The 24920-nt window shown below is 67.6% G+C and carries 20 protein-coding genes, 1 tRNA gene, 1 other RNA gene and 1 pseudogene; 12 read left to right on the top strand and 11 right to left on the bottom strand.

Going from position 1 to position 24920, the window contains the following annotated elements; genetic code table 11:
• Positions 1-41: 41 nt before the first annotated feature.
• Positions 42-1265, top strand: coding sequence for a cytochrome P450 (locus BN3385_RS00620; RefSeq protein ID WP_059014113.1), 1224 nt, complete (start codon positions 42-44; stop codon positions 1263-1265).
• Here the strand turns inward: BN3385_RS00620 and BN3385_RS00615 are convergent.
• The 6 genes from BN3385_RS00615 to BN3385_RS00585 are packed head-to-tail and all read right to left on the bottom strand — an operon-like array spanning position 1262 to position 7466.
• Complete coding sequence (locus BN3385_RS00615) at positions 1262-2635, bottom strand: flavin monoamine oxidase family protein (RefSeq protein WP_059014111.1); 1374 nt, start codon at positions 2633-2635, stop codon at positions 1262-1264. The genes BN3385_RS00620 and BN3385_RS00615 overlap by 4 nt on opposite strands.
• Before the next feature lie 10 nt (positions 2636-2645).
• On the bottom strand, positions 2646-3425 hold the full coding sequence (locus tag BN3385_RS00610) for an amino acid ABC transporter ATP-binding protein (RefSeq protein ID WP_059014105.1): 780 nt from the start codon (positions 3423-3425) through the stop codon (positions 2646-2648).
• Positions 3422-4885 carry an ABC transporter permease subunit gene (locus BN3385_RS27405; protein WP_082690211.1) on the bottom strand — a complete coding sequence of 488 codons (1464 nt, stop codon included), beginning with the start codon at positions 4883-4885 and terminating at the stop codon, positions 3422-3424. Before BN3385_RS27405 ends, BN3385_RS00610 begins: the two co-directional genes overlap by 4 nt.
• Before the next feature lie 45 nt (positions 4886-4930).
• Complete coding sequence (gene gluQRS / locus BN3385_RS00595; protein WP_059014104.1) at positions 4931-5800, bottom strand: tRNA glutamyl-Q(34) synthetase GluQRS; 870 nt, start codon at positions 5798-5800, stop codon at positions 4931-4933.
• Positions 5797-6870: an ATP-dependent DNA ligase gene (locus tag BN3385_RS00590; RefSeq protein WP_059014102.1), complete on the bottom strand. Its 1074-nt coding sequence runs from the start codon at positions 6868-6870 to the stop codon at positions 5797-5799. The genes gluQRS and BN3385_RS00590 overlap by 4 nt, the downstream gene beginning before the upstream one ends.
• 14 nt (positions 6871-6884) lie before the next feature.
• Positions 6885-7466 (bottom strand): TetR/AcrR family transcriptional regulator, encoded by a 582-nt coding sequence (locus BN3385_RS00585; RefSeq protein ID WP_059014100.1) that lies wholly within the window; start codon positions 7464-7466, stop codon positions 6885-6887.
• Positions 7467-7554: 88 nt separating this feature from the next.
• Here BN3385_RS00585 and BN3385_RS00580 point away from each other — a divergent pair, with 88 nt between their 5' ends.
• The 3 genes from BN3385_RS00580 to BN3385_RS00570 all read left to right on the top strand — a co-directional run bounded on the left by BN3385_RS00580 (position 7555) and on the right by BN3385_RS00570 (position 11756).
• A complete protein-coding gene (locus BN3385_RS00580; RefSeq protein WP_059014098.1) occupies positions 7555-8262 on the top strand; it encodes an SDR family oxidoreductase in 708 nt (235 codons plus the stop codon).
• Positions 8263-8279: 17 nt separating this feature from the next.
• Complete coding sequence (locus BN3385_RS00575; RefSeq protein ID WP_059014096.1) at positions 8280-9317, top strand: DNA polymerase domain-containing protein; 1038 nt, start codon at positions 8280-8282, stop codon at positions 9315-9317.
• Between the two features lie 129 nt (positions 9318-9446).
• Entirely contained in the window at positions 9447-11756 is a 2310-nt protein-coding gene (locus BN3385_RS00570) for a cadherin-like domain-containing protein (RefSeq protein WP_059014094.1), read from the top strand.
• Between the two features lie 272 nt (positions 11757-12028).
• On the opposite strand, the gene BN3385_RS00565 is transcribed toward BN3385_RS00570, so the two are convergent.
• Entirely contained in the window at positions 12029-12382 is a 354-nt protein-coding gene (locus BN3385_RS00565) for a hypothetical protein (RefSeq protein WP_059014092.1), read from the bottom strand.
• On the opposite strand from BN3385_RS00565, the gene BN3385_RS00560 reads away from it, so the two are divergent.
• The 3 genes from BN3385_RS00560 to BN3385_RS00550 all read left to right on the top strand — a co-directional run bounded on the left by BN3385_RS00560 (position 12372) and on the right by BN3385_RS00550 (position 16864).
• Positions 12372-13724 (top strand): PecA family PE domain-processing aspartic protease, encoded by a 1353-nt coding sequence (locus BN3385_RS00560; protein ID WP_059014090.1) that lies wholly within the window; start codon positions 12372-12374, stop codon positions 13722-13724. The genes BN3385_RS00565 and BN3385_RS00560 overlap by 11 nt on opposite strands.
• Before the next feature lie 148 nt (positions 13725-13872).
• Positions 13873-16464, top strand: a complete 2592-nt coding sequence (locus BN3385_RS00555) for a CocE/NonD family hydrolase (RefSeq protein WP_059014089.1) — start codon at positions 13873-13875, stop codon at positions 16462-16464.
• A gap of 145 nt (positions 16465-16609) precedes the next feature.
• A complete protein-coding gene (locus BN3385_RS00550; protein WP_156432468.1) occupies positions 16610-16864 on the top strand; it encodes a hypothetical protein in 255 nt (84 codons plus the stop codon).
• On the opposite strand, the gene BN3385_RS00545 is transcribed toward BN3385_RS00550, so the two are convergent.
• From BN3385_RS00545 to BN3385_RS00535, 3 genes are all read right to left on the bottom strand, one after another.
• On the bottom strand, positions 16861-17940 hold the full coding sequence (locus BN3385_RS00545) for an NAD(P)H-dependent amine dehydrogenase family protein (RefSeq protein WP_059014081.1): 1080 nt from the start codon (positions 17938-17940) through the stop codon (positions 16861-16863). The two genes, BN3385_RS00550 and BN3385_RS00545, sit on opposite strands and share 4 nt — an antisense overlap.
• Before the next feature lie 97 nt (positions 17941-18037).
• Positions 18038-18841 (bottom strand): lipid uptake coordinator LucA, encoded by an 804-nt coding sequence (gene lucA, locus BN3385_RS00540; protein WP_059014080.1) that lies wholly within the window; start codon positions 18839-18841, stop codon positions 18038-18040.
• 74 nt (positions 18842-18915) lie between these two features.
• A tRNA-Ser gene (locus tag BN3385_RS00535) sits at positions 18916-19001 on the bottom strand.
• Between the two features lie 79 nt (positions 19002-19080).
• Between BN3385_RS00535 and ffs the strand changes: the two genes are divergently transcribed.
• The 5 genes and pseudogenes from ffs (at position 19081) to BN3385_RS00515 (ending at position 24368) form a co-directional block, all read left to right on the top strand.
• An RNA gene (gene ffs / locus BN3385_RS27400) (signal recognition particle sRNA small type) lies at positions 19081-19175 on the top strand.
• 55 nt (positions 19176-19230) lie between these two features.
• Positions 19231-20505, top strand: coding sequence for an aspartate aminotransferase type Ic (locus BN3385_RS00530; RefSeq protein WP_059016251.1), 1275 nt, complete (start codon positions 19231-19233; stop codon positions 20503-20505).
• A gap of 6 nt (positions 20506-20511) precedes the next feature.
• Positions 20512-21942, top strand: a complete 1431-nt coding sequence (locus BN3385_RS00525; protein ID WP_059014078.1) for an aminotransferase class I/II-fold pyridoxal phosphate-dependent enzyme — start codon at positions 20512-20514, stop codon at positions 21940-21942.
• Between the two features lie 59 nt (positions 21943-22001).
• Positions 22002-23914: pseudogene (locus tag BN3385_RS00520) on the top strand (DNA polymerase III subunits gamma/tau).
• An 82-nt stretch (positions 23915-23996) separates the two neighbouring features.
• Positions 23997-24368 carry a heme-binding protein gene (locus BN3385_RS00515; RefSeq protein ID WP_059014076.1) on the top strand — a complete coding sequence of 124 codons (372 nt, stop codon included), beginning with the start codon at positions 23997-23999 and terminating at the stop codon, positions 24366-24368.
• An 8-nt stretch (positions 24369-24376) separates the two neighbouring features.
• On the opposite strand, the gene BN3385_RS00510 is transcribed toward BN3385_RS00515, so the two are convergent.
• A complete protein-coding gene (locus tag BN3385_RS00510) occupies positions 24377-24835 on the bottom strand; it encodes an Lrp/AsnC family transcriptional regulator (protein WP_059014074.1) in 459 nt (152 codons plus the stop codon).
• Positions 24836-24920: the final 85 nt, after the last annotated feature.

Genomic DNA, 24920 nt, shown 5'->3' with positions numbered 1-24920 from the left:
CGGCTCAGGTTGCTCTTACTTGACGCGTGCACAATAGGGCCATGACCGCTCCCGCACAGTCGCAGGCGCTGCTCGTCGAACTGCTCGACCCGGCCAATCGGGCCAACCCCTACCCGGTGTACGCCCGGATCCGGGAAAGCGGGCCGATGCAGCTGCCCGACAACGACCTCCACGTGTTCGCCACCTTCGCCGAGTGCGACGAGGTGCTGCGTCACCCCGACTCCTGCAGCGACCGCACCAAATCCACGATGGCGCAGCGCGCACTGGCGGCAGGACAGCAGCTGCGCCCGTTCGGTACACCGGGTTTTCTGTTCCTCGACCCGCCCGACCACACCCGGCTGCGCCGGCTGGTCAGCAAGGCGTTCTCGCCCAAGGTCGTCAAGGCGCTGGAAGCCGATATCGCCGCCATGGTCGACGGTCTGCTCGACAAGGTCGCTGCCACAGGCGAATTCGAGGTGATCGAGGATCTGGCCTACCCACTGCCGGTGGCCGTGATCTGCCGGTTGCTCGGTGTGCCCATCGAGGACGAGCCGAAGTTCAGCTGGGCCTCGGCCCTGCTGGCCCAGGGCCTGGATCCGTTCATCGCCTTCACCGGGCAGTCCCAGGGCTTCGAGGAACGCCTGGAAGCCGGGCTGTGGCTGCGCGGATACCTGCGCGAACTGCTCGAGAAGCGCCGCGCCCACCCGGCCGATGATCTGATTTCCGGCCTGATCGCCGTCGAGGAATCCGGTGACCAACTCACCGAGGACGAGATCGTCGCAACCTGCAACCTGCTGCTGATCGCCGGCCACGAGACCACGGTGAACCTGATCGCCAACGCCATCCTCGCGCTGCTGCGTCACCGTGAGCACTGGACGGCGCTGGCCGGTGACGCCGAATTGGCTCCGGCGATCATCGAGGAGACGCTGCGCTACGACCCGCCCGTGCAACTCGCGGGCCGCATCGCCGGTGCGGACATGACGATCGGCGGAATCGATATTCCCAAGGGCGACAACATGATGCTGCTGTTCGCTGCCGCGCACCGCGACCCGCTGGTGACCGACCGGCCCGACGAGTTTGACCCCACCCGGGACACGGTGCGCCACATGGCGTTCGGCAAGGGTCCGCACTTCTGCCTGGGGGCCCCGCTGGCCCGATTGGAGACGGCAGTGGCGTTGTCGGCGGTGACCAAGCGGTTCCCGAACGCACAGCTGGCCGGTGAACCCGTCTACAAGCCCAACGTCACACTGCGTGGTATGGAGTCGCTGCCCGTCGCACTGGGCTAATCACCCAGCGCCGCAATGACTTCCTGAGCTGCCCGCTCACCGGCCTCCACCGCGCCCTCCATGTAGGCGCTCCAGAACGTCGCGGTATCGGTCGAAGCCCAGTGGATGGTGCCGATCGGTTCGCTCAGCGCCGAGCCGTACGTGGTCCAGACGTGCGGGCCGAGGTTGGCGTTGTAGCAGCCGCGGGTCCACTGCCGGTCCGACCATTCGCCGTCGACGTAGTACTCGGGTTTGGCGGCCCGGCTGCCGTAGTGGCGCACCAGTTCGGCGGTCAAGGCTTCGCGCCGGTCGGCTTCCGACCACGTGATGTGGTCGCGGGCCTGCTCACCCTCCAGGAACATCAGGATCACGCCGTGGCTGTCGCCGGGCAGGCAGGTGTCGTTGGACATCCGCGCCGGGCCGACGTCGGAGATCAGCTGCCCATTGAAACCCTCTGCGCGCCAAAAGGGTTCGTCGTAGATGAAGAACGCCTTCATCGCCGAACCGTTGGGCATCCGCTGGGTGAGCTGATCGCGAACCCCCGGCAGCGGCGGGTCGTACATGATGCGGCTGGCCAGCGTCGGCGAAATCGCGACGATGACCCGCCGCCCGGTGGCCACCAGCCCACCGCGGCAGTGCACGGTCACCCGGTCGGCGGTGTGCTCGATCAGCAGTACCGGAGCCTTGAGCAGGATGTGCTCGGAGATCAACGCCGCCAACCGGTTCGGGATCTCGCTGGTGCCGCCGACGAACCGGGTGGTCTGCGCCCCGCCCTCGGACTCGGCGAACAGTTCAGCGGTCACACCGCAGGTCTGGATGGTGAACAGCAGATGCAGGAACGACACCTCCGCGGTCGGCACCGCGAGGATGCCGACGGTACAGATCTCCAGCAGGGTGCGCGCGACGGGGGCCAGGCCCTGCGCGTCGTACCAGTCGGCGGCGGTGATGGCGTCCCACTCCTCGGCGTGCGGCGCCAGCCACGGTGCCTGCGGCGGCACCTCGGCCGCCAGTTCGTCCAGTGTGGTGAACACCTGCTCGAGCGCGGCCAGTTCACCGGCGAACCGGTTATGGAACTCGTTCTCGCCCAACACACCTGAGCCCACCAGCTCATAGGACGTCTGACCCTCGTCGTACTGCGGATAGGTCTGCACGCCGAGTTCTTCAGCCAGCGCGAACATCCGGTGGTGGGTGTCACCGATCCATTGGGCACCCAGCTCGACAGGAAGGCCCGGTACCACCTCCTCGGTGAGGATCCGGCCGCCGACCCGCTCGTCGGCCTCCAGGACCAGGGGTTGCAGGCCGGCGGCCAATACCGTGCGGGCGGCGATCATTCCGGACAGGCCGGCACCGACGATGATCACGTCGGCCTCGCGCTGGGAGGTCGTTGACATAGAAGACAATCTAGAGCGGGTTGAGCACCCGTTCCAGGAATTGCCGAGTCCGGGCCTCTTTGGGATTGCCGATCACCTCGGACGGGGGGCCCTGCTCGAGGATGATGCCCTGATCGGTGAACAGCACCTGATCCGAAACCTGCCTGGCGAACTGGATTTCGTGGGTGACAATGACCAACGTCCACCCCTCGACGGCGAGGTCCTTGATCACCGAGAGCACTTCACCGACGAGTTCAGGATCCAGGGCCGAGGTCGGCTCGTCAAAGAGCACCAGTTTGGGCTTGAGCGCCAGCGCCCGGGCGATGCCGACCCGCTGCTGTTGACCGCCGGACAGCTCGTACGGGTATTGGTCCCGCTTCTCGGCCAGCCCGACCTGATCGAGGAGGGCCAGCGCCTCGGCGATGACCTCGTCCTTCGGGCGCTTCTGGACGATCAGCGGCCCCTCGGTGACGTTCTCCAGCACCGTCTTGTGCGGGAACAGATTGTGCCCCTGGAACACGAATCCGCTGCGGGACTGGAACCGGCGGACCTCCGGCTTGGGCACCGGCTTGGAGAAGTCGAGCTCGATATCGTCGACCCGGATCACCCCGGCGTCGGCCCGATCGAGCGCGTTGAGAGTGCGTAACAACGTGGTCTTGCCGGAACCGGACGGCCCGATGATCGTGGTCGCCGTGCCCCTCTGCACCGTGAACGAGACGCCCCGAAGAACCTTGTTGTCGCCGAACGACTTCTCCACACCCTCGGCGGTGACGCGGTACTCGATGCCGTCGGTCTTCTCGCTATCCGTCATCGCGCCACATACCTTTCCAGCCGGTGCTCAAGCCGGCTTTGGCCGAATGAAAGCACCAGGCAGATGATCCAGTAGTACACAGCCGCGGTGCCGTACAGCGCGAAGAACTCGAAGGTCGGTGCGGCGGCCACCTGAGCGGTGCGCAGCAGTTCGGTCACCAGGATCGTCGAGGCCAGCGACGTGTCCTTCACCAGCGATATCAGTGTGTTCGACAGCGGCGGGACCGCCACCCGGGTGGCCTGGGGGAGGATGATCCGCCGCAGCGCACCGGCGTAGTTGTATCCGATGGTTTCGGCGGCCTCCCATTGGCCCTTCGGAATGCTCTGGATCGCCGAACGGATGATCTCCGCCGCGTAGCCGCCGACGTTGAGGCTGAACGCGATCACCGCGGCCAGGAACGGCTGCAGCTTGATCCCGACCTGGGGCAGTGCGAAGAAGATGATGAACAACTGCACCAGTAGGGGTGTGCCCCGAATGATCGAGATGTAGAACCGGGCGACATTCGACACGATGACGTTCTTCGACAACCGGCCGAGTGCGACGACCAGCGCGATCACCAAGCCGATGACGAAGCTGATGATGGTCAGCGGAATGGTCACCGTGATCGCGGCCTTGGCCAACGGCCACAGGTTGTCGGCGATGAGCTTCCATACCGAGCGGTGCCCGGCTTCTGCTGTTGCACCGGTGACGTTGGCCTTCAGGTACTTCTGCGAGATCGCCGCCAGGGTGCCGTCGGCCTTCAACTCGTCGAGCGCCCGGTTCAGCTCGGGCAGCAGTCCGCTGTTCTTGCGGGCCGCGAAGCCTTGCTCGCTCTTCTCCCCGATGGTGGCGCCGATCTTGACCGACTGGTCGTTGGTCTCGGACTGGTAGGCGTAGAAGGCGATGCTGTCGTTGACCACGGCATCGACCCGGCCCTGGTTGAGCAGGGTGATGGCCTGGGTGAATCCCTCCACCGGCTCCAACTTGGCGCCGGCATCACGGGAGACCTGGGCCCAGTTGCTGGTGACCGTCGCACCGACCGTCTTGCCCTTGAGATCGGCCACCGAGGTGATCGAGTTGTCATTCGCCCGGGTGATGACGACGCCTTCACCCACCGAATACGGCTCGGACAAGTCGTACTTGCTCTTGCGTTCGGGGGTGATGGTGACCTCGTTGGCCACCACGTCGAAACGGTTGGCCTCGAGCGCGGCGAAGATGGAATCCCACGGGGTCTGGACGAACTCGACCTTCTTACCCAGCCGCTCGCCCACCGCGTTGGCGACGTCGACGTCGTAGCCGGCGAGTTGCCCGGTCGCGGGATCCTGGTAACTGAAGGGCGCGTAGGTACCCTCGGTGCCCACTCGCAGCACGCCCGAGGACGAGAGCCGGTCGGCTCCGGTTTGACTCGAACCGCAGGCACCCAGGAGCACCGTCGCGACCAGCAGGACGGCGAGCAGCAGGCTGCGTGGGAGGTGACGCATTGTGCGGAGGTTAATGACGCGGGGGATGCCCGCCAAGGGTTCGGATCAAACGGGTTGGTATATCCACGGCTCGCGCGGCAGCACAGCCGGGTCGAATCGCTCCAGGAGTGTGCCGAGATCGGCCGACGGCCACCCCAGCGAGCCGCTGATCAGCCCCAATGCCTGGTCAACGCCGAGTTCGGCCAGCGTGACCGCACCGTCGCGCTTGGCCAGTCGCTTGCCGTCGGCGTTGAGCGCCAACGGCACGTGGGCGTAGGTCGGCTCCGGATAGCCCAGCAGCCCGGCGAGGTAGGCCTGCCGGGGGGAGGAGGACAGCAGGTCCTCGCCGCGCACCACCTGGTCGATACCGCTGTGCGCGTCGTCGACCACCACGGCCAGGTTGTAGGCCGGCACCCCGTCACCGCGGCGCAGCACGAAGTCGTCGACCACGCCGGTGTAGCTGCCGTGAAGCAGGTCGGTCACCGTGTATTCGGCAGTGTCCGAACGCAATCGCAGCGCGGGCGGCCGGGCGGCGCGACGGGTGGCCCGATCCTGCTCGGAGAGCTCCCGGCAGGTGCCGGGATAGGCCCCCTCCGGGGCATGCGGTGCGCGCGGAGCGCTGAGGATATCCTTTCTGCTGCAATAACATTCGTAAACCAGCCCGCGTTCGATGAGAGCGTCGACCACCGCGTCGTAGCGGTCTCGGTGGGCGGACTGCCATTCCGGCTCGCAGTCCCAAGTGATCCCGATGGCGGCGAGGTCCGCGAGCTGACGGTGCGCCACGTCGTCATGGGTGCGGTCATCGAGGTCCTCCACCCGGATGAGAAACCGCCTGCCCGTCGAGCGGGCGAACAGCCACGCCAGCACCGCGGTGCGCAGATTGCCGATGTGCAGATCGGCCGACGGGCTGGGAGCGAACCGGCCTGCGCCGCTCACCCGTGACCGCCCAGCCCCGGAACGATGTCGCCGAGGCGGAACCGGACCGGCTCGTCGAGCTGTTCGTAGGTGCACGAGCGTGGGTCACGGTCGGGCCGCCAGCGGTTGAACTGGGCGGTGTGCCGGAACCGGTCGCCCTCCATGTGGTCATAGCGGACCTCGACCACCAGTTCAGGCCGCAGCGGGGTGAACGACAGGTCCTTACCGGCGTTCCATCGCGAACCTTCGTTCTTGCGCGGGGTGCGTTCGCCGGATTCGTGCGCCGCCCAATTCCACGGGTGGTCCTCAAAGCTGGTGACCAGTGGCTGCAGTTCGGCGAACAACGCCCGGCGCTTGGCCATCGGGAACGCGCCGATGACGCCGACCGAGGCCAGCGCGCCATCAGGTTTGTACAGCCCGAGCAGCAGTGAGCCGATCGCGTCGTCGCCGGACTTGTGCAGCCGGTAGCCGGCCACCACACAGTCGGCAGTCCGCTCGTGCTTGATCTTGAACATCACCCGCTTGTCCGGTTGATAGGTGACGGTCAGCGGTTTGGCGATGATGCCGTCGAGTCCGGCGCCCTCGAATTCGGAGAACCAGCGTTGCGCGGTCGGCAGATCGGTCGTGGCCGGCGTGACGTGGAACGACGGGCCCGCCCCGGCGAGGGCGTCGACCAGGGCGGCGCGCCGCTCGCTGAACGGCCGGCCGGTGTAGTCGTCGTCGCCCAGTGCCAGCAGGTCGAAGGCGACGAACGCGGCCGGGGTCTGCTCGGCGAGCAGGCGGACCCGGGAGTCAGCCGGATGGATGCGCTGCTGCAGCGCTTCGAAATCCAGGCCGTTCCCGGTGGCGATGATGATCTCCCCGTCGATCACGCACCGCGGCGGGAGTTCGGCTTGTGCGGCGGCGACGAGTTCGGGGAAGTATCGGGTCAGCGGGCGTTCGTTGCGGCTGCCCAACTCGACGGCGTCCCCGTCGCGAAAGCAGATCGACCGGAAGCCGTCCCATTTCGGTTCGTAGGAGGCATCGGGCGGGAAGGACGTCACTGATTTGGCGAGCATCGGGGAGACCGGCGGCAACACGGGCAGGTCCATGTCCCCTATTGTGCCTACTTCAGCGCGTTGTCGATGAGAGCCTGGGCAGCTTTGCGGGCGTAGTCCCAACCTGCCGGATCGTCGAGGGACGTGCTGAGGGAGGCTGCCCCTTCGTAGAGCACGGCCAGCTGCCACCCGAGCAACCGGGGGTTGGCTGCCCCCGCCTGCTGGGCCAGGTTGGCCAGGCCGTCGATGAAGTCGTGCTTGTGATTCCGGACGATGTCCTGGACCTCGGGTATGGTCCCGGCTTCGACGGCGGCATTGTGGAACGGGCAACCCCGTATCCGGCCGGGTGGCAGCGAACGGTCGAAGAGTGCGAGCAGCCGTGCCCGTGGTGTGCGACCTGTATCGGCGGGTGTGGGGCTGATGGGGTCGCCCACGCGGTCCTGAATTCCGCGCAGATACTCTTCGACCACCGCCTCTTTGCTCGGAAAATGTTGGTAGAGAGTGCGTTTGGATACCGATGCCTCGCTGGCGAGACGCTCTACGCCGGTGGCGTTGATGCCTTCCCGATAGAAGAGCCGTTCGGCGGCATCCAGGATGCGCTTGCGTGCACCGCGACCACCGCGCACGGTGTCCTGGCGCTGACTGCTCATGCCGCCAAGTATACCGCTGGGTTTACCTTGAGCCTTGTGCTTGCTACGGTTAAAAGTACACCGTTTGGTTTACTTCAGGAGGATCGCGATGACGTCGTTGGCTAGCCGCAGCGTGCTGGTGACCGGGGCGAATCGGGGGATGGGCCGACACTACGTGCAGCAGCTGTTGGATCGGGGAGTCACGAAGGTCTATGCCGCGGCGCGCGACCCGCGCGGCGTCGAGGTTGACGATCCGCGGGTGGTGCCCGTGACCCTGGACGTCACCGACGCGGCGTCGGTGGCCGCGGTCGCCAAGGCTGCTCCCGATGTCAGCGTCCTCATCAACAACGCCGGCATCGTGCGTGGCGCCTCGGTGCTGGACCCGGACACCAGCGCCTTGCGGGCCGAACTGGAGACCAACCTGCTGGGTCCGCTCGCGCTGGCCGCGGCCCTCGCCGACGGGATCGCGGAGCGGGCCGGAGCCGTGGTCAACGTGTCCTCGGTGCTGGCCTGGATGCCGGGCGGCGGCAGCTACGGGGCGTCGAAAGCCGCTCTGTGGAATGCCACCGACTCGATGCGGATAGAACTGGCGCCCCGCGGTGTCCAGGTGGTCGGGGTGTACGTCGGTCTGGTGGACACGGATATGGCCTCGTTCACCGATGCCCCGAAGTCCGATCCTGCCGATGTGGTGCGTCAGGTGCTCGACGCGGTCGAAAGCGGGGCGTCCGAGGTACTCGGTGACCAGATGACCCGGGATATCCGCGCCTACCTCGGTCGGCCACTGGACGAGCGGATGAAGGCGTTGCCCCGCATCTGAGGGCGTAGTTTCGAGGAGTGGCCACCAAAGCCGAGGAACTCGACGTCGACGGGGTCGCGGTGCGGCTCACCAACCGGGACAAGATCTATTTCCCGCAACTCGGATCAGCCGGAACCAAGGGCACTCTCGTCGAGTACTACCGGACGATGGCGTGCCGCGGCCCGCTGCTGACCGCACTGCGGGACCGCCCCACGCATCTGCAGCGGTTCCCCGACGGCATCGAGGGTGAGGAGATCTACCAGAAGCGGGTGCCGGAGAAGCATCCCGACTATCTGAAGACCTGTCGGGTGACGTTCCCGTCCGGCCGTACCGCCGATGCACTGATGGTCACGCATCCCTCGGCGGTGGTGTGGGCCGCGCAAATGGGCACCGTGACGTTTCACCCGTGGCAGGTGCGCTGTCCCGACACCGACCATCCCGACGAGTTGCGGGTGGACCTCGACCCGCAACCGGGTACCGGGTTCGCACAGGCGCGCACCGTGGCCGTCGACATCCTCAAGCCGCTACTCGACGAGCTCGGGCTGGTCGGCTACCCCAAGACCTCCGGCGGTCGGGGGATCCACGTGTTCCTGCGCATCGCCCCGCAGTGGGACTTCATCGCGGTGCGCCGGGCCGGGATTGCGCTGGCGCGCGAGATCGAAAGGCGTGCACAGGATTTGGTGACGACGTCGTGGTGGAAGGAGGAGCGCGGCGAGCGTATCTTCATCGACTACAACCAGAACGCCCGCGATCGCACGTTCGCCGCCGCCTACGCGGTGCGGGCCACGCCGATCGCCACGGTGTCGACGCCGCTCACCTGGACCGAACTCGCCGACGCCGACCCCGACGACTACACCATGGCCACCGTCCCGGACCTGATCGCACGGCGCGGCGACCCGATGGCCGACATGGATTCGGTGGCCCAGTCCATCGAGCCCTTGCTGGCGATGGTCGATGCCGACGAGGAGCGCGGCCTGGGCGACCTCCCGTACCCGCCGAACTACCCCAAGATGCCGGGCGAACCCAAGCGGGTCCAGCCCAGCCGGGACACCGATCGCAAGGGCGAGAAGGACTGAGCCGAACGCGGAATTGCCCTCGGAGTCAATTCAAGTCGGCTCTCGACGTCATCGTTAATTTTGCTGATTCCCCACGAAAACACCTCCCGGCCTGCTTACTTGGGAAGACCACGCTGGGAGGGGTCCGATATGACAGCGGCAGCCTGTGTAGGACGGGTCGGCGGCCTGGCCGTCGCGCTCGGAGTCGGTGCGGCGATCGCGACCGCGAGTCCCGCGCTGGCCGATTCCGGTGACTCCACCGGGTCCTCGGCCCGGCATTCGACCACGCAGCGCGCGGCCAAACCCGCCGCCGCCAAGGCGCGTGCTGTCGAGCCCGCGAAAGTGGTTGCCGTCAAGCCTGTTTCGACGGCATCGACGGCCGCCCGGTTGACCACCCTGCTGGGTGGCAGCCCGGCCGGCCCCGCGGAGTCGCCGCTGGCCTGGACCGTGCTCGCCGCAACACGGCGGCAGCTTGGCCAGATCGCGCCGAGTGCACAGCTGACGGCCAACGTCACCGTGGTCAACGCCCCACCGGTCATCCAGAGCGTTCTCGTCGGCAGCCCCTCGGCCACTACCGGTGCCGTCACCGGAACGGTCAGCGCCACCGACCCCAACGGTGACAAACTCGCCTATCGCGCAACGACATCCGGCAAGGGTGCGGTGACCACCACGACCGCCGGGGTGTTCACCTACACCCCAACCGCCAAGGCGCGCCACGACGCCGCACTGGTTACCGCCGACGCCACCCTCACCACCGATGCCGTCACCGTCACCGTGACCGACCCCGCCGGTGCGAAAGCAGTCACGACGGTGGTCGTGCCAATCTCCCCGAAGAACACTGCGCCGACCGCCAAGACCACGGTCAATGCGCCCAATGCGAGCAACGGCTACGTCGGCGGCAAGGTCGCCGGAACCGATGCCGATAAGGATCTGCTGACCTACAGCGTCAATCCCACCACCGCCAAGGGCGGCAGTGTCACCGTCAACGGCGGGGGAGCGTTCGCCTACACACCCACCGCGGCCGCCCGGCACAACGCCGCCGCCGTCACCGCCACCCTCGCTGACAAGACCGACTCGTTCGTCGTCAACGTCAACGACGGACACGGCGCGGTCCTAGCCGTCACCGTCACGGTGTCGATCAGCCCCAAGAACACCGCGCCGACCGGCAAGACCACCGTCGGTCCCCGCGACGTGAATACCGGTGTCGTCACCGGAGCTATCGTCGGATCCGACACCGACGGCGACGTCCTGAACTACACCGGATCGGTTACCACCGCCAAGGGCAGCTTCGCGCTGGGCGCCGACGGCAGCTTCACCTACACGCCCACCGCCGCCGCCCGCGCCAAAGCGGCCGTCTTCACCGGACCGGCAGCCGACAAGGTCGACACCTTCTCGGTCACCGTCGCCGACGGCCACGGCGGCACGGTCGCCGTCCCGGTCAGCATCACCATCAGCCCGAGCAACACCATCGCCGCCAACGGGCAGACCACCTTCTGCGGGTGCACCTTGATGCCGACCGACACGATCTTCCACGCTGACGTCAGCACGCTGCCGGTCAAGGCCCAGTCGAGCGCATGGCTCAACATCCTGGGGGCCGGCCGCGGCGCCACGCTCAACGCCAACTGGGGTGTCTACTGGCAGAACAACACCGGCGGTATGCCGGTGAACGTCATCGGTGCGAGCGCACGCACCGAGACGGTGATCTTCAATCGCGGCTACTCGACGAGCGGCCCCAGCATCGACAGCCGCCCGTATGCGATCCCGGACCGGCCGATCATCGAAGGGATGCCGGCACTGCCCGCGTGGGATCGCCATCTGCTGGTGTTCCAGGAGGGCACCTGCATCTCCCAGGAGCTCTACAACGTCGCCAATGGGGTCGAGATGCCGGCCAACAGCTTCCAGGACGCCATCGGCAATGCCATCTACCGGGCGCTGTACGGGTCGTCCTGGATCGCCGAGGCCGGTGTCCACTACGACATGAGTTCGCCCTACTACCCGACCACCGGATGGGCCAACGCCGCACACCTGCCCTACCTGCCGATGATCCTGCGGCCCGACGACCTCGCCCGCGGCAGCATCGACCACATGCTCGGTATCGTGATCTCCAAGGACCGCGGGGCGGGCTTCACCTGGCCGGCGGGGTCCGGTGACGGTAGCGGGACCACCGGCGTCCCGATGGGCAGCGTGCTGCGACTGCGCGCCGACTTCGACATGTCCGGATACTCGGCTGTCACCCAGGTGGTCCTCAAAGCCCTGCAGCAGCACGGCGCCGTCATCTACGACTCGACGACTCCCGGCCAGGACGGCGCGAAGCTGCTGGCGATGAGTAATGGCTGGGCGGGCACCGAACATCAGACGGCGCAAGCCGAGCTCAACAAGGTGCCGATCGGCGCATTCGAGGTGGTCGACGTGTCGGGAATCCTGGTCGACCCCGCGACGAGCTGGCAAATACGGCAGTAACGCCTCAGCCTCTGGCTAGGTGCGAGCTGTGAGCTGTGCGCGTTGGCTATCGCCGCGCCGCGGCGCTGTGATAGACAAACCAGCAAATTCGCGACGGCGTTAACGGATGAGCCATCACAGCGAGGGGAAGCAATGAGGCAGACCGGCAGCACGAACGGCCGCGGCGGAAAGCACCGCGCCCCGCGGCGCCGCCTTCAGCCGTACGCCTGGCTGGGCGCCGGTGCGGTGACCCTCGGTGTGGGCGCTGCCCTGGCCGGTGGAACCGCAGTGGCCTACGCCGACACCGGATCCTCCGGCGGCAGCGCCAAGAGCGCGTCGGCCAGTTCGGACAGCAGCTCACAGGACTCGTCATCCAACGACTCGTCGACGACCGCGAAGAAGACCACCGCCCACTCGGCCCGCAGCAGCAAGGTGTCGTCGTCGGGCGGCAACACGAGCGCCAAGGACTCCTCGGAGACCTCGGACACGGTGAGCGCCGCCGCGGCGGCCACGACTGAAACCGCTGCCGCCGCCGCGTCCACCACCACCGCCACTACCGCATCGGCGACATCGACGACGGAAACGACGACCGAGCCCACCACGGTGACCCCGACCGCCGTCGCCCATACGGCCCGGGTGAAGGCCACCGCTGAGACCTCTACTGCGGCAACCTCATCCACGGCCGAGACGACGAGCGCGGCGTCCGCGCTCGCAGCCGCCGACCCGACCCCGAGTTCGACGTCGTACCTGCCGAGCGAGCAGATCGTCGCCGGTGTCGCCTACACCCTGGGCAGACAACAGCTCGTTGACGCGCAGACCGAACTCAACGCGGCGACCTGGGGCAGCGGAAACATCGCGGGCGGACTCGCCGCGATCGTGCCGCAGCTGTTCCTGTCCAGTGCGGCGGCCACGCTTGATCTGTGGTCGGCAACCAACTCCGGTGCGCAGGGCTTCTTCGCCGCCACCGCCAACATCCCGATCGTGCACCAGATCGCCGGCGGCAACCTGCTGGTCAACATCCTGCTGCCCTCGGTGGCGGGCGCCGAGATGAACGCTGCGGCCTTCTTCCTGCCGCTGGTCAGCCTGTTCACCGGCGGCGGAAGCATGGCCCCAGTGAGCAACTCGCTGAGCGCGGCCACGTCGAACACCCGGGTCTACGGGATCGTGCCGGTGACCATGAAGGCCACCACCGAGCCGGTCGTCTACATCTCGGTCAACGGCGGGCCCAGCGTGCCCGTGCTGGTCGACACCGGCTCCTCGGGCCTGGTGATCTCCTACAACGCGGTCAACCAGACCGGTCTGGGCACGCCGACCGGAAGCGGGTCCATCACCTACAGCGGCGCCCCCACCGAGGCTTACGACTACAACATCTATACGACCACTGTCGATTTCGGGAACGGCATCGTCTCCGAGCCCACCAGCGTCGACGTCGTCACCCAGGCCGACTCCGCGGCGTTCGAGAGTTTCCTGAGCTGGGGTGCCGAGGGCATTCTCGGCATCGGAGCGAACGCGGCGGGTCCCGGTCCGAGCATCCCGACCACGTCGCTGCCCGGTGAGCTCAGCGATGGCGTCCTGCTCTACCAGGGCCTGTTCTTCGGCCTCGGCGGTCTGATGATCTTCGGTCAGAACCCGATGCCGGTGCGCGTCTCGGTGCCCGGCACGCCCGACGCGTGGGTCCAGGTCCAGGTGAACAACGGCACCAAGACCACGGTCGGCGCCATCATCGACTCCGGTGGCGTCTACGGCACCATTCTGCAGTCCATCGTTGGCTCGAGTTCGGTCCCGGCCGGCACCAAGATCTCGGTCTACACCGCCGACGGCAGCACGTTGCTCTACTCGTTCATCACCACGTCGTTCGGCAGCCCGACGGTGATCTCGACCGGTCTGATCAACACCGGCTACTACGCCTTCCAGCAGGGGCCGGTGTACATCAACTACGCCTACGACAATCCGTACGGTATCGGCTCGACGGATTTCAACTACGCCTGAGGCTTTGCCCTGCAAGGTAACTCGTGCCGTCGTTGCCAACGACAGCAAACACGTTTTTGACGTTTTCGGAATTTCGCGGAACCCGGCCCCTAGTGGGGCTAATCTCCGCTGAGGTGGCGGTCGCCAGTCCTCAGGAGGAAGAAGAAACATGGGTGCTTCGCGGTTTGTGGGTCGGGTCGGCGGATTGGCGGTCGCGCTCGGTGTCGGCGCCGCTTTGTTGTCGTCAGGATGCGGTGTGGCCTGGGCCGACGAGTCGACCGGATCGGCGGCCACGTCCGGCTCTGACAACAGCAGCGCCAGCGACGGCGGCTCGTCGGGCTCGCATGCCAAGGCCACCGGCGGCTCGCGTCGCTCCGCCACCTCGGACACCGGGAAAGTCAGCAGCAGCGGCGGTGCGCAGAGCAGCTCCAAGCACACCCGCAGCACCATCACACTGAGTACCCCGTCGGTATCGAACTCCTCGGACTCCGCGGACAGCACCGCCGCACCGGCCGCGTCGACCGCCACCGGCGCTGCGGCCAGCACCGGCTCTTCGACGGTGTCCAACACCGAGTCGGTGGCCGGTTCGAGTTCGACGGTCGGTTCGGTGAACCCCGCGGCGCCGGTCGTCGTGGCCCCGACCACGTCGATCTCCGCAGTGCTGACCACTGCCCTGCACGATCTGTTCGATCCGCTGGCCAACGGAGGCCCGACGCTGCCCGTCGACAACCCGCTGGCGCTGGCGCTGGCGGCCTTCACCCGGCGCGAGGCGGCCAGCACGCTGAGCACCACCAACGCCGCCGCGCAGACCACGGCGTCGCTGACGATCGGGAGCAACCCGATCGTCGTCACCCCGACGCTGACCATCAGCAACGGCATCATCGTCGGCGACAGCTACACCACCGACTCCTCGGGCAGCACGCTGGTCTACACGCTGATCAGCGCGCCGGATAAGGGCGGCAAGGTGACCTTCTCGGCCACCACCGATCCGCTCTACATCAAGGGCAACTTCAGCTACCTGCCGAATCAGTCGGTGCTGACCGGCGCCACCAACGAGAAGTTCACCATCATGGTGGCCCAGAGCACCGCCTTCGACCAGTTCCTGGGCAACATCCCGATCCTCGGCTCACTGGCCACCCCGATCATCAACCTGCTGCACCAGACCCCGATCCTCGGTGATCTGCTCGCACCGGTCATCGGCTACGCCAGCTTCGCGACGTTCAACTCCAACACGGTGCTGCCGGCGACCGATCCGGTGGCCTACACCTACAAGATGCCGTCGTTCGACGGCACCCTGATCAGCGTCAACTGGTTCCCCGCGACGGGTCTGGCCGCCGGGGACAAGCAGGAGACGGTGCTCGACGGGCCGGGCCTGGCCAGCGCGGGCCAGACCGATCCCTACCAGCTCTACGGCATCTCCGGTCTGACCCCGGGTGTGTCCCTACTGCGCGATGAGGGCTACAACGTGGTCACCTGGGATCCGCGCGGCGAGTTCGCCTCCGGCGGCATCCTGCAGCTGGACAACCCGTTCTTCGAGGGCCGTGACGTCTCGGCGATCGTGAGCTGGGTGGCCTCGCTGTCGGCCTCGAAGCTCGACGTGGAGGGCGACCCGGTGGTCGGGATGGTCGGCGGCTCTTACGGCGGCGGCATCCAGCTGACCAGCGCGGCCACCGATCCGCGGATCGATGCGATCGCGCCCGGCATCGCATGGAACTCGCTGAACAACTCGCTGTACCCCGACGAGGCGTTCAAGACCGCCTACGGCTCGCTGCTGCTGCTCTCGCTGATCACCACCGGCTCGCGGATCAACAACCAGATCTACCTGGGCGTGCTCTCCGGTGACCTGATCGGCCGGCTCAGTGAAACCGCCCAAGCGGTGCTGAGCAGCAGCGGACCGACCTCGCTGCTGAACAACCTGAAGATCCCGGTGCTGCTGATGTCGGGCACCGTCGACGTGCTGTTCACCATTCAGCAGGCGATCGACAACGCCGAAACCATTCTGAACAACGGCAATACCGACGTGAAGATGGTCTGGTACTGCGGCGGGCACGGCGTCTGCCTGACCGGGCCGACATCGCCCAACCCGAACATCGACAACACCCTCACCTTCCTCAACGAGGAGTTGAAGAACATCCAGCCCGGCACGGCGATCCCGAACTTCCAGTACACCGATCAGAACGGGGTCTGGTACAAGTCCGATGATCTGCCGGTGTCCGGTAGCCCGTTCTTCGGGACCCCGCAGCAGGTGCTCACCGACGCCGACGGCGGGGTGCTGGGCATCGTGCCGTTCATTGGCGGCTCCGGCCCGGGTTCGGGTGTGCCGGGCAGCCCGTACCAGGCCACGCTGCCGTACTCGCTGGGGTTGGCGTCCAAGGCCAGCAACGCGATCAACGTCCAGGTGGACACCACCGGGCTGCAGCAGATCGTCGGTTCGCCCACGCTGAGTTTCGACTACCAGGGCATCGGCACCAACCGGTTCGTCTACGCCCAGCTCGTCGACAACGCCACGGGCCTGGTCGTCGGCAACCTGATCACCCCGGTCGCGGTGACCATGGACGGCCAAACCCACACGGCCACAGTCGATATGGAGAACATCGTCTACACCGTCGACAACCCGAACGTCGACAACCTGACGCTGCAGATCACCAGTTCGACCACGGCCTACTGGAGCCTGACGTCCTACGGCGTGATCAACATCTCCAACATCAACCTGACGGTTCCCACCCCGGCGACGATCACCACGGAGGTTCTCCCGACCTAGTCGGTGCCGCTGAATAATCGGCAAACTCTCATGCGGGTGGTGTGGTTCCGAACACGTTGGCGCAGGCGGGAATTCGTCTAGCATCGGTGGTGCTGTACAAGTGCGCACAGGGTCGGGACTGTTGATATCGCAAGGGATGAGCACGATGACACTGACGAAGGTTGCCGCCACAGCGGCGTTCTCGATGGCGCTCGGCCTGGCCGGACTGGGCTTCGGCACGGCGATCGCCTCCGCCGACCCGGGTCACGGTCATGGGCACGGTGACTGGGGCTGGGAGGACAACGACGGACCCGGCCAGTGGCGTGGGCCGTACTACGGCCCGGTCATCTACGGACCGCCGCAGGCATGCGTCAACGCCACCGGACCGTTCGGGTACGTCAGCGGAAGCCTCTGCCTCTAGGCCCGCCGGCCCGCGGGCGTGACACCGCGCGCATTGGGCAGCGGTAGGTCGTTGTAGGTCGCGATACCCGGAGCGGCCGCGACCACGGCCGGGATCGCGTGGATCGGCGGCATCGCCGTCATGATGTGGCCGAGGACGAAGAAATCCTCGATGGTCTTGGCGTTCTCGATCAGGTCCGGGGGCGGCAGGAAACCGATGTTCATGGTGACCGTCGGCCGGCCATCGATGGTGATCTTCCAGCCGTCTCCATCCAGCTGCCAGTCCGGATCCAGGGTCTGCCCCTTGCGCCACCGGACGTTCAGATCGATGACGGTGGTGCCGCCGATCCGCCCCTGCCAACTGGCATACACCCCGGCCACATGCCCGGCGGGGATGGTCCAGGACGCCATCACGAGATCCTCGGTGGTCTGGGCGTACTGCGCCTCGCAGACGATCTCGTCGAGGTCCACGCCGAGGGAGTCGGCCACCAGCTGGACGGCCTCGGCGAAGACCGCCGTGCCCTGCGCGGCCATCCCGGGTAGTGCCGGATCATCGATGGGCATGCCGAACCCGCACGGCCGTTCGGTATCCGGCGAGTCGTAGAGGGTGGTGTCCGCGGACTCGGCGATGGTGACCTTGTCGACGCGGTCGCAGGCCGTGGTGGCCACGATCGCCAGCAGCTCGGCGAAACCGGGGCTGACGCCCGAGCCGAAGAGCGTCGACCCGCCGGCCGTACAGGCCTCGAGCAGGCGGGCGCGGTCCGCGCCGAGATTGTGACCGGTGATGAAGGACGCCGAGGCGACCACGTTGACCCCCGCCGACAGGATCCGGACCAGCTCGTCGACGTCGTTCCACATCGGGTTGTAGACCACGCAGTCGGGCTTGAGCGCCAGCAGGGCGTCGATGTCGTTGGTCGCGGTGACGCCGAGCGGTTCGATGCCGACCAGTTCGCCCACATCGCGGCCCGCCTTGTCCGGTGACCAGGCGTAACAGCCGACGAGTTCGAGCGTGGGGTTGGCCGCGATGGCCGCTACCGAGCTTTTTCCGACATTGCCGGTCGTCCACTGGACGACCCGATACGGGGCGATGTTGTGCACTCGCTCAGCATAGGTCCTCCGCCTGCCGCCCAAACCAACGAACGGGTGCAGAAGGTCGAGAAGATCGCGCCACTTCGTCGATCTCGGCGACGGTGGACTACTCGTCGAGTGCGACGGTGCCGCGGCTGCTGCGACGCAGCCGGTGCCGCGTCTTGCCGGTGGGCCGCTTGTTGCGCAGGGCGCCCGCTTCGGCTTCGGGTTCAGGCTCGGGCTGGGACTCCGGCTCGGCTTCGGGCTCGGCTTCGGTTTCCGGCTCGGCGGCGGCAGTGACCTCGGCAGGGGTCTCGTCGTCCGTCGTCTCCGGCTCGGCAGGCGACGCGGGTTCCTCGGCGGATTCGGCCGGCTCCTCGGTGGACTCGACCTCGGCGTCGTCCTCAGATTCGGCCTCGGCCTCGTCGGCGTCGGACTCGGCCTCGTCGGCTGCCTTGCCGCGCTTGCGCTTGGCCTTCTTTTCCTTGGGCGGTTTCGGCGGCTTGGGCGCCTGGTCGGCGACAAACGCCAGATAGAACGCCCCCAGCGCCAGGATGGCCACCGCCGCGGCAGCGCCGTACACCCCGAACAGCCACGGTCCCGCGGAGTCCAGGCTGAGCCAGATCTCGGCCACCGCCGCGCCGATGATCAGCACGCCGGCGCTCAGATGCAGAATCAGCGACCAGAACCGCAGCCGCAGCGCCAGCGCCGGGGTGCCCAGCGCGGGCTTCCGGGTGCGCTGCAGGGTCAGCAGCACCGGCAGGGCCGCCAGCGCGAATAGCAGACCGGTCACGATGCGCAGCACCGTGCCGAGGGTGTGCGAGGTCTGGCCCATCAATTCCCACCAGCGAGGCAGGACGAACAGGAAATACAGGACGCCCCCGACCAGCCACACCGCCAGATGCAGTGCCGTCGCGGTCCAGCGACCCATACGCCTCCTAATGCTGTGAATCCGAGATGCGACCAGGTGGTGGAGTACCCCCTGATCGCACCTCGGATCAGGTGCGGAGGATAGGGGATTTGAACCCCTGAGGGCTGTTAACCCAACCCGCGTTCCAGGCGAGCGCCATAGGCCACTAGGCGAATCCTCCGTCGGCAATGGTAGCCGACTCGCAAGGCGCTCGGATCCGGCTGCCTGACAGCCCGGGTCGGCAAGGGTATTAGACTCGCCGTGGACCCCGCGCGGCGTCTATCCTGTGAACTCCCCCAGGGCCGGAAGGCAGCAAGGGTCAATGGGCTCTGGCGGGTGCGCGGGGTCCCCTATTTGTCGGGTACCTCCCCACCCCGGTGATCACGGCGTTGACGGTCGAAAGGCGCATGGTGTCGTTCCACTCCCTGAGCCGTGACGAGCTCTCCGCCCAGCACGACATCCAGCGGCAGAACTACGCCGATCTGCAGGCCAAGAAGCTGGCCCTGGACCTCACCCGGGGCAAGCCGGCGGCCGACCAGCTGGACCTGTCCAACGGCCTGCTGAGCCTGCCCGGCGCCAGCGACTACCGCGATGACGAGGGCACCGACACCCGCAACTACGGCGGTCTACACGGCCTGCCCGCACTGCGCGCCATCTTCGGCGAGCTGCTCGGCATCCCGGTGCCCAATCTCATCGCCGGCAACAACGCGAGCCTGGAGATGATGCACGACGCCGTCGTCTTCTCGCTGCTGCACGGCGGCGTGGACTCACCGCGGCCGTGGATCGCCGAACCGGTGGTGAAGTTCCTGTGCCCGTCGCCGGGCTACGACCGCCACTTCGCGATCACCGAGACCTACGGCATCGAGATGATCAACGTGCCCATGCTCGAGGACGGCCCGGACGTCGACCTCATCGAGGAACTCGTCGCCGCCGACCCGGCGATCAAGGGCATGTGGTGCGTGCCGGTGTTCTCCAACCCGACCGGTACCACGTACTCCTGGGAGTCCACCCGCCGGCTGGTCCAGATGCAGACGGCGGCACCGGATTTCCGGTTGTTCTGGGATAACGCCTACGCCGTGCACACGCTGACGCTGGACTTCCCGCGGCAGGTCGACATCCTCGGCCTGGCCGAGAAGTCCGGCCACCCGAACCGGCCGTTCGTGTTCGCCTCGACGTCGAAGATCACCTTCGCCGGCGCCGGGGTGAGCTTCTTCGGTGGCTCGCTGGGCAACATCGCCTGGTATCTGCAGCATGCCGGCAAGAAGTCGATCGGTCCGGACAAGGTCAACCAGCTGCGGCACTTGCGGTTCTTCAAGGACGCCGACGGGGTGCGGCTGCACATGCTGCGCCACCAGCAGCTGATCGCGCCGAAGTTCGCGCTGGCGCTGGAGATCCTCGACCAGCGGCTGTCGGACTCCAAGATCGCCTCCTGGACCGAGCCCAAGGGCGGCTACTTCATCAGCCTGGACGTGCTGCCGGGAACGGCCAAGCGCACGGTCGCGCTGGCCAAGGACGCCGGTATCGCGGTCACCGAGGCGGGCGCATCGTTCCCGTACCGAAAAGACCCGGACGACAAGAACATTCGGATCGCGCCCACGTTCCCCCCGGAGTCCGATCTGCGGGACGCGATCGACGGCCTGGCCACCTGCGCGTTGCTGGCGGCCACCGAGTCGCTGCTGCACTGAGCCGTCATGCCGACGGATCCTCGCGGGTTGCGTTCGAGCGCACCGCTTTTGGATGCGTGGCTGCGTTTCAGCGAGGACCCTCCGACACCGTTCACCATCCCGGGGCATAAGCAACGGACCGACCTCGTCGGCGACGTCGTCGCCGGGGACGTCCCGCTGTACGCGGGCCTGGACACGATGAAGCTGAGCCGGGGTGTGCTGGCGCAGGCCGAAGGGCTCGCCGCGCGGTTGTGGGGTGCCGAGGTCTGCCGTTTCTCGGTCGGCGGGGCCACCCACGTCAATCAATCGCTGGCGCTGGGCGTGGCGGCCGGCGGAACATCCGCTGGCAGTTCGGTCGTCATCAGCCGGACCCTGCACCGGTCGATGCTGCTGGGTCTGGTGCTGGCCGGGTTCACCCCGGTGTGGGTGTTTCCCGAGATCGACACCGCGACCGGTCTGCCGCTCGGGGTCCGGCCCGAGTCGGTCGCCGACGCGCTGGGACGGAATCCGGGAGCCCGGGCGGTGTTCGTCGGCGATCCGTCCTACGTCGGCACCATCGGTGACATCCGCGGGCTCGCTGCAGCGGCGCATGCCCATGATGTGCCGCTGATCGTCGACGCGGCGTGGGCAGCGCATTTCGGATTCCACCCCGACCTGCCGCGCCACGCGCTTCAGCTGGGCGCCGACGCCATGGTGGTCAGCGCGCACAAGACCCTGCCGGCGTGGAGCCAGGCGGCCATGCTGCTGGCCCGCGGCGCGCGCATCGACCCGGCGGCCCTGGATGCCGGGGTGGAGGCGACGCACACCACCAGCCCCGCCGGGGCGATCCTGGCCAGCATCGATGCGGCCCGCGCCCTGCTGGAACGTGACGGGACCGCACTGCTGGCCGAGGCGCTTGCCGCCGTGCGCGCTGCGCGCGCCGAACTGTCCGAGGTGGAGGGTCTCGTCGTCCTCGACGGTGCCGGCGTGGATCCGCTGAAGCTGACACTGGTGCTGTCCGGGACCGGCGCCGACGGGATCGCGGTCGAGAACGATCTGCTGGCGTCGGGGCTGCCGGTCGAGGCCGCCGAGCGGGACATGATCGTCGCGCAGGTGTCCCTGGCCGACACCCACGCCAGCGTCGGTCGCCTGGTCGAGACGATCGTCCGGTCGGTGCAGCGCCACCGGGGCACACCCCGGCCCGTCGTCGCCGGTGCGGCCTACCAGATCACCCCGGTCACGGCGATGCCCCCGCGGGAGGCGTTCTTCGCTCCGACCGAGACCGTCGACTGCAGGGATGCCGTGGGACGCGTCAGCGTCGAACTCGTCGCGCCTTACCCGCCCGGGATACCGGTCCTGGCCCCCGGTGAGCAGATCACCGACGGGGTGCTGGAGGCCCTCGGGAAGGCGCGCGCCGACGGCGTGCGGGTGGCCTACGCCGCCGACCGGACGCTGCAGACGCTGCGGGTCGTGCGGTGAGGGTGCGCGGGCGGAGCCTCCGTCGCGGCGAAGTCGGTCGGTCTAGGTAGCCTTCTTCCGTGGCGCTCTACCGCAAGTATCGGCCGGCGACGTTCGCCGAGGTGGTGGGGCAGGAGCACGTCACCGAACCGCTGTCGACGGCGCTGTCGGCCGGCCGCATCAACCACGCCTATCTGTTCTCCGGCCCGCGCGGGTGCGGCAAGACCTCCTCGGCGCGAATCCTGGCCCGCTCGCTGAACTGCGAGCAGGGACCCACACCCACGCCGTGCGGGGTGTGCGACTCGTGTGTCGCGCTGGCGCCCAACGGTCCGGGCTCGGTGGACGTGGTCGAACTCGACGCGGCCAGCCACGGCGGTGTGGACGACACTCGTGAACTGCGCGACCGCGCGTTCTACGCACCGGCGCAGTCGCGCTACCGCATCTTCATCGTCGACGAAGCGCATATGGTCACCACCGCGGGCTTCAATGCGCTGCTGAAGATCGTCGAGGAGCCGCCGGAGCATCTGATCTTCGTGTTCGCCACCACCGAACCGGAGAAGGTGCTGCCGACCATCCGGTCACGCACCCACCACTACCCGTTCCGGTTGCTGGCACCGCGCACCATGCGCTCGCTGATCGAACGCATCCTGTCCTCTGAAGACGTCGAGGTCGACGACGCGGTGTTCCCGCTGGTGATCCGCGCCGGTGGCGGCTCGCCCCGCGACACCCTGTCGGTGCTCGATCAGCTGCTGGCCGGTGCCCAGGACAACCGGGTGCACTACCAGCGGGCGCTGGGCCTGCTGGGTGCCACCGACGTGGCGCTGATCGACGACGCGGTGGATGCGTTGGCCGCCGGTGACGCCGCGGCACTGTTCGGCGCGGTCGAGTCGGTGATCGACGCCGGGCACGACCCGCGCCGGTTCGCCATCGATCTGCTGGAACGCTTCCGTGATCTTATTGTGCTGCAAGCAGTTCCGGACGCCGCGGCTCGTGGTGTGGTGGATGCCCCCGACGATGTGCTGGAGCGGATGCGGGACCAGGCCGCCCGCCTCGGACCGGCCACCCTGGCCCGTTACGCCGAGGTGGTGCACGCCGGGCTGGGCGAGATGCGTGGTGCCACCGCCCCTCGGCTGCTGCTGGAAGTGGTGTGCGCGCGGCTGCTGCTGCCCTCGGCCAGTGACACCGAATCGGCTCTGCTGCAACGGATCGAACGTATCGAGACCCGGATGGATATCTCGATTCCGGCCGGTGAGGCCGCGCTGACCTCGCAGACGTCCGCCCCGGCCAAACAGTATGTCCGCAAGACGCAGGCCCAGCCGGCCGCCCCGGCCCCCGCCGCCCCGCTCCGGAGCCCGCACCGCGCCCCGAGCCGGTCGCCACGCCCGAACCGGTGGCCAAGCCTGAGCCGGTGGCCAAACCTGAACCCGTTGCGCCGCCTGCACCCGTGGCCAAGCCGGAACCTGTTGCGCCGCCGCCTGAGCCAGCGGCTCCGACACCCGCACCCGCTGCGCCGCCCGCACCCGCGCCGGCGGCGCACGCCGGTGAGCCGGGCGCAGCCGCGGTTCGCAGCATGTGGTCCACCGTCCGCGAGAAGGTCCGCCAGCGCAGCCGCACCACGGAGGTGATGCTGGCCGGTGCCGTGGTGCGCGCGGTCGACGGCGACACTCTGGTGCTCGCCCATGAATCCGCCCCGCTGGCAAAGCGATTGAGTGAACAGCGCAACGCTGACGTGATCCGCGATGCGCTCAAGGACGCCCTCGGGGTGGACTGGCGGGTGCGTTGTGAGGTCGGCGCCGCCGGGCCCGTCGCGCCTGCCGAACCGTTGCCACCGGAGCCCGCCCCCGACCCGGTCGAGGCGCAGCGTGCCGAAGAAGACAGCATGATCGCCGAAGTGAACCGCGACGAGGACGCCGCCGCCCCGCGCCGCGATCCCGAAGAAGTGGCGCTGGAACTGCTGCAAACCGAACTGGGAGCGCGCCGGATCGACGGCTGACGGGCTGTGAACGATCTCGTCGTGCGCTGTGTCTTTCCTGTGCCGCTCAGCGACAACGGATCTCGCCCATTACCGTCGGTGCATGATCATCGACAGTCGCCGGCTGGCGGCGATGCTGGCTGCCTGCGCAGCGATGACGGCCGCCTTTGTCATCCAGAGTCCCTCTGCGGCAGCCGATCCCAACCCGGATGCACCGCCCAACTGCACCGCCGCCGACCTCGAAGGGGTGCGGACCGGTGTGCAGGCCGCGACGGCGGCCTACCTGTTCACCCATCCCGACGTGAATGCCTTCTTCACCAGCCTGGGTGGTCTGCCGCGCGCCCAGGTGCTGGCCCGGGTGAAGACCTACATGGCAGCCAACCCTGCGGTGAAGGCCGATATCACCGGAATTCGGCAGCCGCTGCTGGACATCAAGAACCGCTGCGGGGATCAGGGCGCACCGAATCCGGTGTGATCAGCCGGTCACGCCGGCGATATCGGACGGCCCGGCAGCGGGCTGGAGTACACCACGCTGGTGGTGATGCTGCCCAGCGTGGCGAGCTTGCCCGTGATGCGTTCGAGGTCGGTCATCGACCGCGCCAGCACCTTCATGATGAAGCAGTCGTTGCCGGTGACGTGATGAGCCTCAATGACTTCGGGAAGTACGGCGAGCAGGTCGTGCACCGGTTTGTAGTTCCCCGAGGGAAAGGCCAGCCGAACGAACGCTGTGATCGAATACCCGAGGGCTTCGGCATCCACGGTGGCGGTGTATCCGGTGATGATGCCGGCGTCGACCAACCGGCGCACCCGGTCGGCAGCCGAACTAGGGGACAGGGCGACCGTGCGAGCCAGATCGGCGGTGCTGATCCGGCCATCGGATTGCAAGGTGTCGAGGATGAGCTCGTCGGTCCGGTCGAGTTCGGTCCGTCGATTGTTCGGCATATCGCGCATAGTGCCATTGATTCGGCGGCTTTTGTGCAGGCTTGGCGTTGATCGTCCGTTCCGTCAGGGGTCGAAGCCCGGTTCG

The sequence above is a fragment of the Mycobacterium sp. M26 genome (genome assembly GCF_001494595.1).
In the GTDB taxonomy this organism is placed as follows: Bacteria; Actinomycetota; Actinomycetes; order Mycobacteriales; family Mycobacteriaceae; genus Mycobacterium.
Note: the sequence above shows the minus strand (reverse complement) of the source record. Positions and strands in the feature narration are given on the sequence as shown.